The sequence below is a fragment of the Variovorax sp. FW301-JW7 genome, from assembly GCF_058788795.1.
Window position 1 is genome coordinate 184,647 of record NZ_JBYTBC010000006.1, and the last position, 15,759, is coordinate 200,405.

Annotated in this window: 14 protein-coding genes; 9 read left to right on the forward strand and 5 right to left on the reverse strand. The window is 69.5% G+C overall.

Annotated features, from left to right (window positions below):
• Positions 1 to 5 precede the first annotated feature (5 nt).
• Positions 6 to 1,139: a DUF5938 domain-containing protein gene (locus AC3WQM_RS18295; protein WP_492680677.1), complete on the reverse strand. Its 1,134-nt coding sequence runs from the start codon at positions 1,137 to 1,139 to the stop codon at positions 6 to 8.
• Between the two features lie 22 nt (positions 1,140 to 1,161).
• The gene (locus tag AC3WQM_RS18300) at positions 1,162 to 1,965 is read right to left on the reverse strand and encodes an SDR family NAD(P)-dependent oxidoreductase (protein WP_139702900.1); all 804 of its coding nucleotides are present in this window, start codon (positions 1,963 to 1,965) and stop codon (positions 1,162 to 1,164) included.
• A 202-nt stretch (positions 1,966 to 2,167) separates the two neighbouring features.
• On the opposite strand from AC3WQM_RS18300, the gene AC3WQM_RS18305 reads away from it, so the two are divergent.
• The 3 genes from AC3WQM_RS18305 to AC3WQM_RS18315 are packed head-to-tail and all read left to right on the forward strand — an operon-like array spanning position 2,168 to position 4,568.
• On the forward strand, positions 2,168 to 2,839 hold the full coding sequence (locus AC3WQM_RS18305; protein ID WP_492680679.1) for a TetR/AcrR family transcriptional regulator: 672 nt from the start codon (positions 2,168 to 2,170) through the stop codon (positions 2,837 to 2,839).
• Between the two features lie 7 nt (positions 2,840 to 2,846).
• Entirely contained in the window at positions 2,847 to 3,809 is a 963-nt protein-coding gene (locus AC3WQM_RS18310; protein WP_492680681.1) for a TIGR03571 family LLM class oxidoreductase, read from the forward strand.
• 54 nt (positions 3,810 to 3,863) lie between these two features.
• Positions 3,864 to 4,568: a glutathione S-transferase N-terminal domain-containing protein gene (locus tag AC3WQM_RS18315; protein WP_307637852.1), complete on the forward strand. Its 705-nt coding sequence runs from the start codon at positions 3,864 to 3,866 to the stop codon at positions 4,566 to 4,568.
• Positions 4,569 to 4,585: 17 nt separating this feature from the next.
• Here the strand turns inward: AC3WQM_RS18315 and AC3WQM_RS18320 are convergent, their stop codons facing one another.
• The 3 genes from AC3WQM_RS18320 to AC3WQM_RS18330 all read right to left on the reverse strand — a co-directional run bounded on the left by AC3WQM_RS18320 (position 4,586) and on the right by AC3WQM_RS18330 (position 7,909).
• The gene (locus AC3WQM_RS18320) at positions 4,586 to 5,836 is read right to left on the reverse strand and encodes a glutamate carboxypeptidase (protein ID WP_492680683.1); all 1,251 of its coding nucleotides are present in this window, start codon (positions 5,834 to 5,836) and stop codon (positions 4,586 to 4,588) included.
• Positions 5,837 to 5,910: 74 nt separating this feature from the next.
• Positions 5,911 to 7,590 (reverse strand): cyclic peptide export ABC transporter, encoded by a 1,680-nt coding sequence (locus AC3WQM_RS18325; RefSeq protein ID WP_492680685.1) that lies wholly within the window; start codon positions 7,588 to 7,590, stop codon positions 5,911 to 5,913.
• Positions 7,591 to 7,675: 85 nt separating this feature from the next.
• On the reverse strand, positions 7,676 to 7,909 hold the full coding sequence (locus AC3WQM_RS18330) for a hypothetical protein (RefSeq protein ID WP_492680687.1): 234 nt from the start codon (positions 7,907 to 7,909) through the stop codon (positions 7,676 to 7,678).
• A gap of 162 nt (positions 7,910 to 8,071) precedes the next feature.
• On the opposite strand from AC3WQM_RS18330, the gene fhuF reads away from it, so the two are divergent.
• The 6 genes from fhuF to AC3WQM_RS18360 all read left to right on the forward strand — a co-directional run bounded on the left by fhuF (position 8,072) and on the right by AC3WQM_RS18360 (position 15,756).
• Positions 8,072 to 8,857: a siderophore-iron reductase FhuF gene (gene fhuF, locus AC3WQM_RS18335; RefSeq protein ID WP_492680689.1), complete on the forward strand. Its 786-nt coding sequence runs from the start codon at positions 8,072 to 8,074 to the stop codon at positions 8,855 to 8,857.
• A gap of 68 nt (positions 8,858 to 8,925) precedes the next feature.
• Positions 8,926 to 10,032 (forward strand): GNAT family N-acetyltransferase, encoded by a 1,107-nt coding sequence (locus AC3WQM_RS18340; protein ID WP_492680691.1) that lies wholly within the window; start codon positions 8,926 to 8,928, stop codon positions 10,030 to 10,032.
• Complete coding sequence (locus tag AC3WQM_RS18345) at positions 10,019 to 11,338, forward strand: lysine N(6)-hydroxylase/L-ornithine N(5)-oxygenase family protein (RefSeq protein WP_492680693.1); 1,320 nt, start codon at positions 10,019 to 10,021, stop codon at positions 11,336 to 11,338. Before AC3WQM_RS18340 ends, AC3WQM_RS18345 begins: the two co-directional genes overlap by 14 nt.
• A gap of 161 nt (positions 11,339 to 11,499) precedes the next feature.
• Positions 11,500 to 12,078 carry an RNA polymerase sigma factor gene (locus tag AC3WQM_RS18350; protein WP_492680695.1) on the forward strand — a complete coding sequence of 193 codons (579 nt, stop codon included), beginning with the start codon at positions 11,500 to 11,502 and terminating at the stop codon, positions 12,076 to 12,078.
• A complete protein-coding gene (locus AC3WQM_RS18355) occupies positions 12,075 to 13,103 on the forward strand; it encodes a FecR family protein (protein WP_492680697.1) in 1,029 nt (342 codons plus the stop codon). The genes AC3WQM_RS18350 and AC3WQM_RS18355 overlap by 4 nt, the downstream gene beginning before the upstream one ends.
• Before the next feature lie 205 nt (positions 13,104 to 13,308).
• The gene (locus tag AC3WQM_RS18360; RefSeq protein ID WP_492680699.1) at positions 13,309 to 15,756 is read left to right on the forward strand and encodes a TonB-dependent siderophore receptor; all 2,448 of its coding nucleotides are present in this window, start codon (positions 13,309 to 13,311) and stop codon (positions 15,754 to 15,756) included.
• Positions 15,757 to 15,759: the final 3 nt, after the last annotated feature.

A 15,759-nucleotide genomic window follows, 5' to 3' on the forward strand; every position in this document is an offset into this window, starting at 1 on the left:
GCGCGTCAGCCCATCCGCGTGAGCACGGGTTCCTGCACCAGCCCGAAGCTGCGCAGCGCCCCCAGCAGCTCGCGGTGCCCGAAGGCCTGGCAGCCCGAGGCAAAGCCGGCGCGGCGCGGCGCCTGCTGCAGCAGCGAAGCCGCGGCATAGGCCTGCAGCAGGCCGGTCTGCTTGTAGTTGCAGTTGCCGAAGATCACGCAATGCGCGCGCCCCAGCGGACCGGAGGCATGCACCGAATCGACCGACTTGTTGATGCGCGGGTTCTCGCGCGGCGGCATGGTGTTCATCACGCCCGCGGCCGTCTGGGCCAGCGCCGCATAGCGGTCTTCGTCGTTCATGCCTTCGGTGGCCTTGAGCGCGGCGGCCACGATCTGCGGCACGCCCAGCATCAGCGGCTTGTTGAAGACGCCGCCGAGCACCTTCACGTTGGCCACGCGCGGGTCGCGCTTGAACCACACCGGGTGCGAGGTGCCGCCCCAGGGCAATGCCAGCGCGGCTTCATGCTGGCCGGGAATCGACAGGTGGTACAGGCCCGCGTCGGGTTGCCATTCGACGTACTGGTTCTGCTCCAGGTAGAAGGCCTTCGACGTGGCTGCGTTCACCAGGATGGTCTGCGTCGACGCGATGGTCGGGCTACCGCCCCAGAACACGGCGATGTCGAGCGTGTCCAGGCCGGGCGTTTCCAGGCACAGCTGCGCCGCGATTTCGCCGGTGGTGTACATCTGCGCCAGGCCGGGCGACAGCAGCAGGCCGGCTGCCGCGAACTTGGCGCCGTATTTCTGGTCGAGCGTGATGAGCCAGTCTTGCTCGCCGGTGGTGTCGGTGTAGTGGCAGCCGGCGGCCAGGCAGGCATCGACCACCTCGGGGCCGAACTTGGCAAACGGCCCCACCGTGTTGAGCACGACCGAGGCGCCGCTGAAGAGCTCGGTGAGCGCCTCGACCGTGTGCGCGACCTCGACCACTTCGTAGTCGGCGGTCTCGATGCCGGGCACGTTCGACTTCATCGCCGCTTCGAGCTTCTCCGCGCTGCGGCCTGCTGCGATGAAGGGGATGTGGTACTCGCGCAGGTACTCGCAGACCAGGCGCCCGGTGTAGCCGGAGGCGCCGTAGACGATGACGGGTTTCTTCTTGCTGCTCATTGTTTCTCTCCTGGTTGATCGCTCACATGCCCATGCCGCCGTCCACCGCGAGGCCCGCGCCAGTGATGAACCGGGCGGCGTCGGAGCAGAGGAAGACCACCACGTCGGCCATGTCGCCGATCTCGCCGAGGCGGCCCAGCGGCGTCTGGCCGATGACGTCGCCCACGGCGGCCTCGACGCTGGGCGCCAGCCCCGCGGCCACGATGTCGTTGGCGAGCTTCATGCCCATGTCGGTGGGCACGAGGCCGGGGTAGATGCAGTTGACGCGCACGCCGTAGCCCAGCTTGCCGGACTCCATGGCCGCCACGCGCGTGGCGCGGTCGACCGCCGACTTGGTCGCCGAGTAGCCGGCGATGGCGGGAAAGGCGATGGTGGCCGCGACCGAGGCGATGTTGACCACCGCCCCGCCGCCGCCCGCGCTGCCGCCGGGGCGCATCGCGCGAAAGGCGTGCTTCATGCCCAGCAGCGTGCCGGCCACGTTCACGTCGAGCATGCGGCGCAGGTCGTCGCCGTCGACGTCGACCACCAGCGAGGTGATCTCGATGCCGGCGTTGTTGACCAGGATGTCGAAGCCGCCGAGGGCCTTCACCGTGGCTTCGGTGGCAGCCGCCCAGTCGCCGTCCTTCGTGACGTCGAGCGGGACGAAGCCCACCTTCGCCCCTTCGGCGGAGAGCCGCTGCGCGGTCTCGCGGCCCAGATCGGCGAGCACGTCACCGATCATCACCGACGCACCCGCCTGCGCCAACGCCTGGGCGATGCCCGCGCCGATGCCGCGCGCACCACCCGTCACCAGGGCCTTGCGCCCCGTCAAGTCGAACTTGGCCATCACTTGTCTCCTGTGGATATGTGTATGAGATGGAGCGGCCATGCTAGGAATCGACTTGACGAGTGTCAAGAATTTTTTTGACGACTGCCCAGATTTCGTAAAATGCCTCTGGAATGCACGTAGGAGGAATTTCCCACGCCGCGTGCTATGGTTTGCAATCACCAGGAAACACAGCGGCCGGCACTCTGCGGCCTGGCTAGAAATGACCACTCATTCACGGGTAAAGAAGCACGCCGGACGGGTGCAGAAGGCGCCGGCCGACAAGTTCGAGCAGCGCCGTGCCGAGCTCGGCGAAGCCGCCCTCACCACGCTGGCCACGCTCGGCTACGCACGCACCAGCCTGCGCGAGATTGCGCAGAACTCCGAGTTCTCGCATGGCGTGCTGCACTACTACTTCAGCGACAAGGTCGACCTCATCGTCTGCAGCGTCAAGCAGTACAAGGCGCGCTGCGTCACGCGCTACGACCACGCGGTCGACACCGCCACAACGTATGACGAGCTCATGGAAGGCTTCCTGCAGAGCCTGGGCGACACGCTGCAGGGCGAAGGCCACGTGCACCGTCTCTGGTACGACCTGCGCTCGCAGGCGCTGTTCGAAGCGGCCTTCCACGACGACGTGGTGCAGATCGACAAGAGCCTCGAAGACATGATCTGGCGCATCATGAGCCGCTTCGCCGAACTCTCGGGGCAAGCCCCCGGCCTGCCGCCCTCGGCCTGCTACGCCCTCTTCGACGGGCTGTTCCTGCAGGCGCTTCTCAAGCACCTCTCGGGCGACACCAAGGCCATCGCCGACATGCAGGCCGACGTGCGGCAATCGATCGAGCGGCTGTTCGCAGCGCCCGCCGCGCCGCCCTCCCGCAAGCGGCGCGCCTGACGCCGCCATGGCGCCGTTCAACACCGCCTACCGGCAGACGCTGCTCGCCGGGCGCCTCACCCTGGGCCTGATGACACCGCTGGCGCGCCCGCACGGCGCGATGGCCGCCCCCGCGATCGAACTGCAACTGGCCCGCCTGGCCGACACGCTCGGCTTTGCCACGCTGTGGACGCGCGACGTGCCCGTGATGCTGCCGCAGGGCGAAGAAACCGCGGTGCTCGACGAGCCCTTCATCTGGCTCACCGCGCTGGCCGCCGCCACGCAGCGCATCGCGCTCGGCACCGCCGCCGCCGTGCTGCCGCTGCGCCATCCGCTGCACGTGGCCAAGGCCGCGCTCTCGCTCAACCGCCTGTCGAACGACCGCTTCATCCTCGGCCTGGGTTCGGGCGACCGCGAGGCCGAGTTCGCCATCTTCCAGCAGGACATCGCGCTGCGCGGCGACGTCTTCCGCGAACGCTGGAACCTCGTGCGCTCGGCGCTCTCGCCCGATGCGCACGAGCGCGCCGCGCTGCACGAAGCCACCGGCGGCCACGACCTCATGGCGGCGCCCGCCGCGCGCATCGGCATGCTGGTGGTGGGCTCGGCGCGCCAGTCGCTGCAATGGACCGCCGCTCACGCCGACGGCTGGGCCACCTACCACCGCGACGAAGCGCGCCAGCAGGGCCGCATCGGCCTGTGGCAGACCGCGCTGCGCGAACGCGCGGGCGGCGAGGCCAAGCCCTTCGTTCAGTCGTTGCAGCTCGACCTGCTGGACGATGCCGACGCGCCCGCCGAGCCCATCGAACTCGGCCTGCGCGCCGGACGCCATGCGCTCGTCGACTACCTCGACCGCATGGAAGACGCCGGCGTCGCCCACGTGCTGCTGAACCTCGCGCGCAGCAGCCCGCGGCCCGCACAGGACATCGTCGACGAGCTCGGCCGCGAGGTGCTGCCGCGCCTGCAAGGCCATGCGCGCACACCGCCGCCCTGAGCCGGGCAGAATCCGGCGCTCGCCGTTGTCGCCCCTATTCCAAGGACTTTCCCCATGACCGATCTCTCGCACTTCCCCATCACGAAGAAATGGCCCGCGCAGCACCCCGAGCGCCTGCAGCTGTACTCGCTGCCCACGCCCAACGGCGTGAAGGTGTCGATCCTGCTGGAGGAAACCGGCCTGCCCTACGAGCCGCACCTCGTGAGCTTCGAGACCCAGGACCAGATGTCGCCGGAGTTCCTGTCGCTCAACCCGAACAACAAGATCCCCGCCATCCTCGACCCGAACGGCCCGGGCGGCCAGCCGCTGGCGCTGTTCGAGTCGGGCGCCATCCTGCTGTACATCGCCGAGAAGACCGGCCAGTTCATCCCCAAGGATGCGGCGGCCCGCTACGAGACCATCCAGTGGGTGATGTTCCAGATGGGCGGCATCGGCCCGATGTTCGGCCAGCTCGGCTTCTTCAACAAGTTCGCCGGCAAGGACTACGAAGACAAGCGTCCGCGCGACCGCTACGTGGCGGAATCGAAACGCCTGCTCGGCGTGCTCGACAAGCACCTTGCCGACCGCGCATGGATCATGGGCGACACGTACACCATCGCCGACATCGCCACCTTCCCGTGGGTGCGCAACCTGATCGGCTTCTACGAGGCCGGCGACCTCGTGGGCTTCAGCGAGTTCAAGAACGTCGCGCGCGTGCTCGAGGCCTTCGTGGCGCGGCCGGCGGTGGTGAAGGGCCTGGGCATTCCGAAGCGGGGCTGAGGCCCCGGCAGCAGCCCCTAGTTCGCGCTCAGGTCCATGAGCATCCGCGACAGCAGATAAAGCCGCGGCACCACGCTCTCGACCTCGGCGTATTCCTCCGGCGTGTGGATGCCGCCGCCCACGATGCCGAAGCCGTCGAGCACAGGCACGCCGACACCGGCCACGAGGCTGGCATCGGCGGCGCCGCCGCTGCTCTCGATGGTGAGCTTCTTGCCGATCTCGCCATAGATGCCCTCGGCCATGCGCACCAGCTTGTCCGACGCGGGCGAGCGCGGCATCGGCGGCAGGCCGCGCACAAGGCGCACACGCACCTCGGTCTCGGGGATGAGCTTGTTCTGCGCGATGCGCGTGAGGTCCTTCTCGACGCGGTCGAGCTCCTCGGGCGTGGCGGCGCGCACGTCGCCCTTGGCGCTGGCCGACGCGGGAATCACGTTGGTCGGGCCGTTGGCCGTGAGCACCGTGAAGTTGACGGTGGTCTTCTTCGCCGCGTCGGCCACCTTCGACAGCTGCAGCACCTGGTGCGCCACTTCCATCGCCGCGTTGCGGCCCGCCTCGGGCGCGACGCCCGCATGCGATGCGAGCCCCTTCACCTCGATGAGCGCCGTGGCCGAGCCCTTGCGCTCGACGACGAGGCCGTCGGCCGGGCGACCCGGCTCCAGGTTCAGCGCCACGTCGTGCTGCTTGGCCACGCGCTCGATGAGCGCGCTGGTGCCGACCGAACCCGTCTCTTCGTTGGTGTCGATCAGGAAGGTGATCTGGCCGTAGTCCTTGAATCCGATCTTCTGCAGGATCTTCAGCGCCTGCAGACCGGCCACGACCCCGCCCTTGTTGTCCATCACGCCGGGACCGTACGCGCGGCCGTCCTTGATGTAGAAGGGCTTGGCCGCAGCCGTGCCGTCCTTGAACACGGTGTCGATGTGGGCCAGGATGAGGATCTTCTTCTTGCCCTGGCCGGTGAGCGTCGCGACCAGGTTGGTGCCCGGGTGCGGCTCTGCGGGAAAGCTCTCGATGCGCGCGTCGAGCTTGCGCAGTTCGTCCGCCACCATCTCGCGCACCTTGGCCAGCCCTTCGGTGTTGGTCGAGCCGGAGTCGATGTTGACCATGCGCTCCAGCAGCTGCAGCGTTTCGTCCTTCTGCTGCGTGGCGGCGTCGAGCACGCCCTGGTGCGGCTTCTGGGCCATGGCGTTGACGGCGAGCAAGGCGCTGGCCAGCACGGCGCTTTGGCAGGCGACGCGCGTCCATGAACGCGGGGTGGAGCGAAGGTGCATGAGGAAGCCTGTTCTTTCTGTTGTGGAGGTTCGTTCGAAGCGAACCCCACGCTAGCACCCGCTTCGCGAACGGGTCAAGCCGCGAGGCTCGGCGCCGGCGCCTCGGTGGCCTGCGCGATGCGCCCGGCCTTCATGTGGACGATGCGGTCGGCCACGTGAAAGTAGCGGTCGTCGTGCGAGATGACCACCAGCGAGTGCCCCTTGGCGCGCAGCTCGGGCAGCAGCTCGGTGTAGAACAGATGGCGAAAGGCCGGGTCCTGGTCGGCGGCCCATTCGTCGAACACCAGCACCGGCCGGCCTTCGAGGTACGCATGCACCAGCGCCAGCCGCTTGCGCTGGCCGGTCGAGAGGTCTGTGGTGCTGAAGGCGCCGTTCTTCACCGACACCTTGTGCGCGATCTCCAGCCGTTGCAGGTAGGGCAAGGCGGTTTCGGGCAGCGCCTGGTGGCCGCCCTCTTCGCCGGCCACGAGGTCTTCGAACAGGTAGAAGTCGGAGAACACGGTGGTGAAGAGCTGGCGGTAGTCGTCGCGCGTCTGCGGCGTCACGGCCTTGCCGTCGAGCAGCAGCTCGCCATCCACCGGCGCGTACAGGCCCAGCAGCAGCTTGATGAGCGTGGTCTTGCCCGAGCCGTTGTCGCCGACGACGAAGACGATCTCGCGGCGGCCGATGCGCAAATCCACCGGGCCGAGCACGAAGGGCTCCGCGCCCTCCACCGCCGGGAACGCATAGCGCGCGCCGCGCAGCTCGATGGCGTCGTGCAGCACCGGCGTGGCGGGCGGCGCGTGCAGGTCCAGGTGCGGTTCGGGCGTGGCGAAGCGGGCCGACAGGTCACCGATGCGCTCGAACGCCACCTTCGCGCGCCCCAGGTGCGGCAGGGCCGCCACCACCTGGTCGAGCGGGCCTTTCAGAAACAGCAGCACCAGCACGAAGCCGCTGAGCACGACGGGCGCGGTGTCGCGGAACGCGGCCCAGCCGAGGATCAGCGCGATCAGCAAGAAGAACAGCGCCGAGCCGAAGGACGAGGCCAGCACAAAGATGTTGATGGCACGCCGATTGATGTCGTGGATGCGCTCCACCGTGTGCGCCACCTGCTGCTCGTACACCTTGGCGCGGCGCGCGCGGTGCATGCGCAGCTCCTTCGCGCCTTCGCTGATGCCGCGGTAGGCCTTGTGCAGCGCCTCTTCCTGCTCGCGCGCCTTGAAGAAGCCCGAGATGCCGCGCGCATGCGCCAGGCTCTGCACGGTGATGCCCACGAGCAGCGCCCCCAGCAGCAGGCCGAACAGCGGCGGCGAAAGCCACGCCAGGTAACCCATGCAACCAAGGGAAACGGCCAGCGCGATCATGGTCGAGGCCAGCATGAAGGCCACGTCGCTGATCATGTCGACGTCCTGCGTGAGCACGGGCATCAGGCGGTGCATGCGGTAACGCTCGAGCGCATCGATCGGCGCCGCGAGGATCTTCAGCGCCAGGCTCTTGCGCACTTGCGCCACGAGCCGCTGGCCGACCACGTTGTTCGACATGTCGGAGGTGGCGCGCCCGACCAGCGCCACCACGCACAGGCCGATGAAGGTCAGCAGCAGCCCGCCGGCCAGGCCGCCGGGGCGATGCAGCACCTGGTTGATGGTCGCCAGCAGCGCGACGGTCGCGATGCCCGCGCCGATGCCGGTCACGGTCGACAGCGCGATCCACGGGAAGTAGGGCCGCAACAGCCGGACGAGTTCGGACGCGGGGGCGCTGGCGGGTGTGAGGTTCATGCGGCGGACGGTTCGTTGCAAAGGGAGACGGGCTCCCTGCAATGACGTTCGGCGCGCCTGCTTGTTTAGCAGGAAGGCGCGGCGCCTATTGCAGCAGCGGCTGCGCCCCCGCCTCGCGCGCGGCCTCCACCACCGAGGCGCCCGCCAGCGCCCACAGCGTCAGGGCCTCGTCGAGCGCGCGCACGTGGCCCGGGTCCTGGCCGAGCCAGGCCACGAGCTGCTCGGCGCGCTCGGGCGACGGTGCGTCGTGCAGCTCGCGAAAAAGCCGCCAGGCCATGCTGAAGGCCGGATCGGAGGGACGGTGTCTCAAGAAGCTCATGGGGATTCGCACGCCTGCACTGCTGTCAATGAGTGAGTAGACGCTCCGTGGGGCACGCTGTTTAGGTGCGGGCCTCGTGCGGACTAAATTTCCGGCCCGCCGGCGCGTCTTCTGCTGCATGCCTGTGCGCCTTCTTCTTCACGCCACCTTCGGCCCCGCCCCGTGATCCCGCTGCTCGCGCCGATCTTCCAGGGCGAGTGGGCGCCCTACGGCGAAACGCTGGCCTGCGCCCCACACCCGCCGCCCGACGCCGTGCGCGTGGCCGACCTGCTGGCCGACCCGCCGCGCCTGCTGGCGCTGCTGCGCCTGAAGGCGCGCACGCTGAACATGCCGGAGCGCGACCTGCGCGCGGTCGCGTCCGCCTGGAGCATGAACTACCTGCACGCGCTGCTGCCGCCCGTGGCCGCCGCGGCGAGCCTGCTGCAGCACGGCTTTCCGGTCGGGCCCGAGCAGGTCTGGGTGTCGCTCGACGATGCAGACGGCGACCCGGAGTGCTTCCACATCGTCGAGCTCGGCACGCCGCGCCCCGGCACCGATACGGCGGCGCGCTACGACGTGCTGCTGTGGACGCACCTCGCGCCCCTGTTCGCGCGGCTGACGCAGCTCACGCGGCTGGCGCCCAAGATCCTCTGGGGCAACGCCGTGCGCTACCTCGAGCCGGTGCTCGAAGAAGGCCTGCGCATGAGCGGCCAGGCGCCCGCCGTGGCCGCCGACCTCGACCACCTGCTGCACCGCTCGACCTGGCCGCAACCGTGCGGCCAGGCGCGCGACAACCCGATGTTCATGCCCGCGCGCCGCGGCGTGCGCGTGGCCGACCGCAGCGCGCCGCCCGTCACGCTGCACCGCCAGTGCTGCCTCTACTACCTCGTGCCGCGGCTGGGCTACTGCGGCGCGTGTCCGCTCTCGCCCGAGTTCGAGCGGGAGCGCTGCGCAAGCACCGCCGACTAAACATCCGGCCGCAGCCCGCGTCTTCCTTCTGCATCCCACACACATCGACCACACCCCGGAGGTTTTGCTTGGCCGCCCACGACACTGCATGGCGCTTTCACGCGCATCCCGAAGGCCGGGTGCTGGACGTCCGGCTGGAAGGCACCGCGCTCAAGGTCACGCCGCTCGACGGCGACCGCCACGGCAGCACCTGGGCCCTGCGCGCGCAGCCCGGCACGCCGCGCCTCGAATGGCTGGGCGCCTGCGCGGGCGAGCCTGACGAAGCGCACCTGCTGGCGGCAATCGAGGCGGCCTTCCAGCGCCACCCGGCCGCGCGGCAGCTCGCGCTGCAATCGCCGCTGCCGACCGGCACGCGTCTGGTGGACGCGGGCATCGTCACGCCGGCCGAGGGCGCGCTGCCCACGATCGCACGCGAGGCCTTCTGGCAATGGCCGCGCGCCTGGCTGCCGCAGCCGCGCGAGCCCTTCGCGCAGCGCTTCGTCGTCACGCAGGGCAAGCGCCATCCGCTGCGCCCCGCCAAGCCGCAGGGCACGGTGTACCGCCGCCACATCCCGTGGCTGGGTAAGACGCTCACGCTCGACACGGTCGACATCGAACGCGACCTCCCCGCCTTCCACCGCTGGATGAACGACCCCGTGGTCGCCCATTTCTGGGAAGAGGAAGGCGACCTCGCGCGCCACCGCCAGTACCTGGAAGGCATCGCGGCCGACCCGCGCGTGACCGGCCTCGTCGGCCGCTTCGATGGCGAGGCCTTCGGCTACTTCGAGGCCTACTGGGCCAGGGAAGACCGCATCGCACCGTTCTACGACGCGGCCGACCACGACCGCGGCTGGCATGCGCTGGTGGGCGAGGCGCGCTTTCGCGGCAAGCCCTTTCTCACGGCCTGGATGCCGTCGGTGTCGCACTACCTCTTCCTGGACGACCCGCGCACGCAGCGCCTGGTGATCGAGCCGCGCGCCGACAACGAAAAAATGATCCGGAGCCTGGGCCGCTGCGGCTACGCCCATGTGAAGGAGTTCGACTTTCCGCACAAGCGCGCCCTGCTGGGCGTGCTGTGGCGCGAGCGTTTCTTCGGCGAGGCGCTGTGGATTCCGCGCGCCGACCCCACCGCCGCTTCGCCGGCCCCGGCTCGTCGACACGAGCCATCCCTGGAGGACATCCATGCAAATCCATGACCTGATCGGCGTCGGCTTCGGCCCGTCCAACATCGCACTGGCCATCGCGCTCGACGAGAAGCGCCAGAAGGGCCACTTCGTCGATGCGCTGTTCATCGAGAAGCAGCCGGGCTTCGTCTGGCACCGCAACATGCTGCTGGACAACGCGCACATGCAGATCTCGTTCCTGAAGGACCTGGCCACGCTGCGCAATCCGTCCAGCCGCTTCACCTTCCTGAACTACCTGCACGAGAAACAGCGCCTGCAGGACTTCATCAACCTCAAGACCTTCTTCCCGAGCCGCCACGAGTTCAACGACTACCTGGGCTGGGCCGCGGCGCAGTTCGAAGACCGCTGCGCCTACGGCGAGGCCGTGTTCGAGGTGGTGCCCGAGATGAAGGGCAACGAGGTCTCGCTGCTGCGCGTGCGCTCGCGCGACGCCAACGGCGCGGTGCGCGAGCGCCTGGCGCGCAACCTGGTGGTGAGCGTGGGCGGCGTGGCGAACATCCCGGCGCGCTTCCAGCCCCTGCGCGACGACGGCCGCGTGTTCCATTCGAGCACCTACCTGGAGGCCATCGCCCGCCATCCCGGCGCCGACCGCATCGCCATCGTGGGCGCGGGCCAGAGCGCGGCCGAGATCTTCATGGACCTGCAGTCGCACCCGGCCAAGCCGCAGATCGACCTGATCATGCGGGCGCGCTCCATCAAGCCCTCGGACGACAGCCCGTTCGTGAACGAGATCTTCAACACCGATTTCACCGACTTCGTGTTCAACCGCTCGGTGAACGAGCGCGCCGAGCTGCTCGAGGAGTTCTGGCACACCAACTACGCCGCGCCCGACCTGGAGCTGATCCAGCAGATCTTCAACGTGTTCTACCGCCAGCGCGTGGCCGGCTCGACGCGCCACAGCTTCCTGCGGCGGCACGAGGTGTCGGCCGTGCGCGCCGCGCAGGACGGCATCCACCTGTCGCTGCACGACCTGAACACCGGCGCGCGCCACGACAAGGCCTACGACGCCGTGGTGCTCGCCACCGGCTACGCGCGCGACGCGCACCGCACGCTGCTGGCACCGCTGGCGCCCTACCTGGGCGATTTCTCGGTCGACCGCGACTACCGCGTGCAGGGCACGCCGGCGCTGCGCCCGGGCATCTTCCTGCAGGGCGCCTGCGAGACCAGCCACGGCCTGAGCGACACGCTGCTGTCGGTCACCGCCATCCGCTCCGACGAGATCGGCCAGGCGCTGCTGAACGCCACGCCGCGGCACACGACGCAGGCCCCGCAGGTGCCATCCGCGGAGCGCCCCGCCCACGCCGCGCCCGTGGTTTAGCCACGGAAACGCAAGGCTTCGGTGCTACACTCAATAAGAATAGTTCTTATTCACCCCATCCCCGGGGTCACCGAAGCCAGCGCCCTCGCCTCCTTATTCACCGGCGCGCACCAGCCATCGGCCCAGGGGTCCTTTGTCGATGCTTGCGAGAAGGCGGCCGGATGCGCGACCTCGTCCAGGAACTTGTGTCTCACTACGCGGACTTGCGCCGGCAGCTCACGCGCGACCTGCGCGACCCGCACCATGCGGCCGACATCGCGCAGTCCAGCTTCGAGCGGGTGTACACGCACACCCTCGGCCTGCGTGACGGCGCCGCCATCGAGTCGCCACGTGCCCTGCTGTTCCGCGTGGCGCGCAACCTGTGCATCGACGAAGCGCGCCACCGCAAGGTCGCGCAAGAGTGGGCCGTCTCGCATGCCGTCGTGGGCACGCACCTCACCGCCCCCTCGTCCGAATACGTCGTGGCCCAGCACCGCGTGCTGCGCCGCGTGGTGGAAACCATGGAACAGCTGCCGCCGCGCCGGCGCGAGGTGTTCCTGCTGTTCCGCGCCTACGGCCACTCGCGCGCCGAGATCGCGCAGCGCCTGGGCATCACCGAGATGGCGGTCGCCAAGCACCTGCTGCGCGCCACCATCGACTGCTCGCGCGTGTTCGCCGAGCTGCGCCATGAACTGATCGAGCCGCAGGCGGTGAACAGCCACGCCGGTTTCGACACAGCACTGGCCGAAGACCTTTCATGAGCCGTGCGGCCACAGCGGTCGTTCCGCGTGAACGGCTGATCGAACGCGCGCTCGCGCTCATCGTCGAGGACGAGATCGCGCCGCCGAGCCCGGCCGCCAACGGCGCCCGGCTCGCGCTCGACCAGTGGCGCACGCGCTCGCCCGAACACGCCGCCGCCGTGCGCGAGGCGCGCGAGCGCTGGAACGCGCTGGGCGGCATGGCCGACGACCTGCGCGCGCACTTCGACGAACCCGTGCCCGCACCGGCCCCGCGCAACCCCTCGCGCCGCAAGCTGCTGCTGTCGGTCGCCGGACTGCTCGGTGCCGGCGTGGTCGCGGGGCGCGGCGTGCAGTGGTACTGGCAGCAGCCCGTGTTCCAGGCGACATACCGCACGCCGAACGCGCGGATGCTCAAGGTCACGCTGGCCGATGCCGCCGATGCCTCGGCCGGCAGCCGCCTCGACCTCGCGCCCCAGAGCGCCGTCGACGTCACGCTCTACCGCCGCCGCCGCATGATCGACATGGCACGCGGCGAGGTCCGCTTCGACGTGGCGCCCGACGCCGACCGTCCCTTCGTGGTGCGCACGCGCGAGGCGATCATCGAAGTGGTCGGCACCGCTTTCACCGTGCGCGACCGCGGCGGGCCGATCACCGTGGGCGTCGAGCACGGCCATGTGCGCGTCCAGGTGCTGCGCCACGCCGGCACCGAACGCAGCGGCGAAGTGGTCGACCTGCGCGCCGGCGACATGCTCGAGGTGCGCGACGGCCACGCCGACCCGGTGCGCCAGGCCGATACCGCCGCCCTCTCGGCCTGGCGCGACGGCTGGCTGATGTTCGACAACACGCCGCTGGGCGACGCGCTTGCCGCGGTCAACAGCTACCGCAGCGCGCCCATCGTCGGCGCCGACGCCCGCATCGACGCGATGCGGCTCTCGGGGCGCTTTCGCACCAACGACTCGGCCGGCCTGCTCGACGCGCTGCCGGCCATCCTGCCGCTGGTGGCGGTGGCCCGGCCCGACGGCAGCGTGCGCCTGCAGGCGCGTTGACCCGGGCGTGCCCGCCGGCGCGCCGCTCCTTTTTCTCGCTCGTTTTCGGCCCGCATCGATGCCGCGGCCGATGCCTTGTCACGGGCCTGTCTCTCTTTTTCGAGTTCAAACGTCTTACATCCAGAAGCACCCCGCATCCGATCGACGGCTGCGGCGCGCCCCGGTTTTCATGCCGCACCGATTCATTTGTCTGGAGCCTTCACCCATGCGTTTCTCGCCTCGCCACCGACTCCTGAGCGCCGCGCTTGCCGCTGCCTTCGGAACCGCCCTTGCCAGCTGGAGCGGCCTCGCCGCCGCCCAGGGCGCCGACCAGGCCGCTGCACAAGCACGCGACATCAACGTCCCCGCCCAGCCGCTGGGCGCCGCGCTCAACGAACTGTCGCGCCAGACCGGCGTGCAGGTGCTCGCCGCCGGTGACGTGGTCTCGGGCCTGGCCGCACCTGCCGTGTCGGGCCGCCTGAGCTTCCAGCAGGCGCTCGACCGACTGCTGGCCGGCAGCGGCCTCGTGGCGGTGCGCAACGGCCCCACGCGCGTCACCATCCAGCGCCAATCTACGGCCGGCGCTTCCACGCTGCCGGCCGTGACCGTGGCCGCGCAGGCCTCCACCGACGGCACCACCGAAGGCACGGGCTCGTACACCACGCGCGCCGCCGCCGGCGCCACGCGCATGGACCTGTCGCTGCGCGAAACGCCGCAGTCGGTCAGCGTCATCGGCCGCCAGCAGATCGACGACCAGAACCTCGTCACCCTCGAAGACGTGCTGCGCCAGACGCCCGGCATCGTGGCCGACCGCAACGACGAGCGCGTGACCTTCTCCTCGCGCGGCTTCGCCCTGAGCACCATGATCGACGGCGTGCCCACGCTGGGCTTCAACAGCGTGGCCGGGGAGTCGAGCATGGTCAGCACCGCCTTCTACGACCGCGTCGAAGTGATCCGCGGCGCGGCCGGCCTGCTCAACGGCGTGGGCTCGCCCGGCGGAGCCATCAACCTCGTGCGCAAGCGCCCGACCTCCGAATTCGCCGGCCACATCTCCGGCGGCATCGGCAGCTGGAGCCGCACCAACGCCGAGATCGACGTGGGCGGCCCCCTCAACGCCGACGGCACCGTGCGCGGCCGCTTCATGGCCTCGCGCACCGACGGCAAGAGCTTCATCGAGAACAAGAAGCGCAGCGAAGACGCGCTGTACGGCATTCTCGAAGTCGACCTCGCGGCAGGCTCGCGCCTGTCGGTGGGCTTCGAGCACCAGAAGACCGCCATCGACGGCGCCAACTACGGCCAGAGCCCGCTGTTCTTCAGCAACGGCCAGCGCACCAACCTGCCGCGCTCGTTCAACTCCAGCGCGCCGTGGAGCTACTGGGACATGTACTCCGACAAGCTGTTCGCCAACCTCGACCAGCGCCTGGGCGCGGGCTGGCAGCTGAAGGTGGACGCCAGCTACCTCAAGAGCAAGCGCGAGCGCGCCTCGGGCGACCTGAGCATCTACCGCGCGATCAACGCGCGCACCGGCGCCTCCACCATCGACATCCGCGAGAACCCCGCCGAAGGCGCCAACAAGGCCCTCGACGTGCACCTGAAGGGCCCGTTCGAGGCCTTCGGCCAGACGCACGAGGCCGTGGTGGGCATGAGCTACAACACCTACGACGCCACGGTGTACACCCGCGGCGCCGTGCCGCGCACGATCGACCGCCGGCCGCTGAACTTCTACCAGCTGCAGAGCTTCCCCGAGCCGACCTCCTTCTCGTACCCGCTGTACACGGCGCCGCTGAACACCACCGAGAAAGCCATCTACGCCTCGACCCGCCTGAAGCTGGCCGAGCCGCTGTCGCTCATCGTCGGCGCTCGCGGCACCTGGTACAAGTCCGACGCGTCCACGCTCGACTGGACCACCTGGCGGCGCACCGGTGTGAGTTCGATGCGCGAAAACGGCGTGGTCACGCCCTACCTGGGCGTGGTGTTCGACGTGAGCAAGGAACTCTCGCTGTACGGCAGCTACACCGACATCTTCCAGCCCAACACGGTGCGCGACCGCAACAACTCGCTCATCGCACCGCAGCGCGGCAAGAACATCGAGCTGGGCCTGAAGGGCGAGCACTTCGGCGGCAAGCTCAACACCAGCGCCGCGATCTTCAAGACGCGCGAGACCAACCTCGCCGTGATCGACACCGGCGCCGGCTCGCTGCTGCCCGACGGCGGCATTCCGTACCGCGCGGTGCAGGGCGCCAAGAGCAAGGGCTTCGAGCTCACCGCCGCCGGCGAGGTGCTGCCGGGTCTGCAGATGCTCGCGGGCTACACCTACCACGCCAAGCGCGATGCCGACGGCGTGCTGCTGAACCCGCAGTATCCGCGCCGCCTGTTCCGCGTGGCCACCAGCTACCGCCTGCCGGGTGAGTGGAGCAAGCTCACCGTCGGCGGCAGCGTGAGCTACCAGAGCGGCATCTACTACGACGAGTTCAACGAACTCGGCCGCGCCTCGCAGGGCGGCCTGACGCTGTTCGGCCTGATGGCACGCTACGACATCAACAACCGCCTGAGCGCCTCGCTGCACATCGAGAACCTGGGCGACAAGCGCTACTACAACGGCCTGGGCGCCTACAACGGCTACACGCAAGGCAACCCGCGCAACGCCTGGCTGAAGCTCAGCTACAAGCTCTGACAC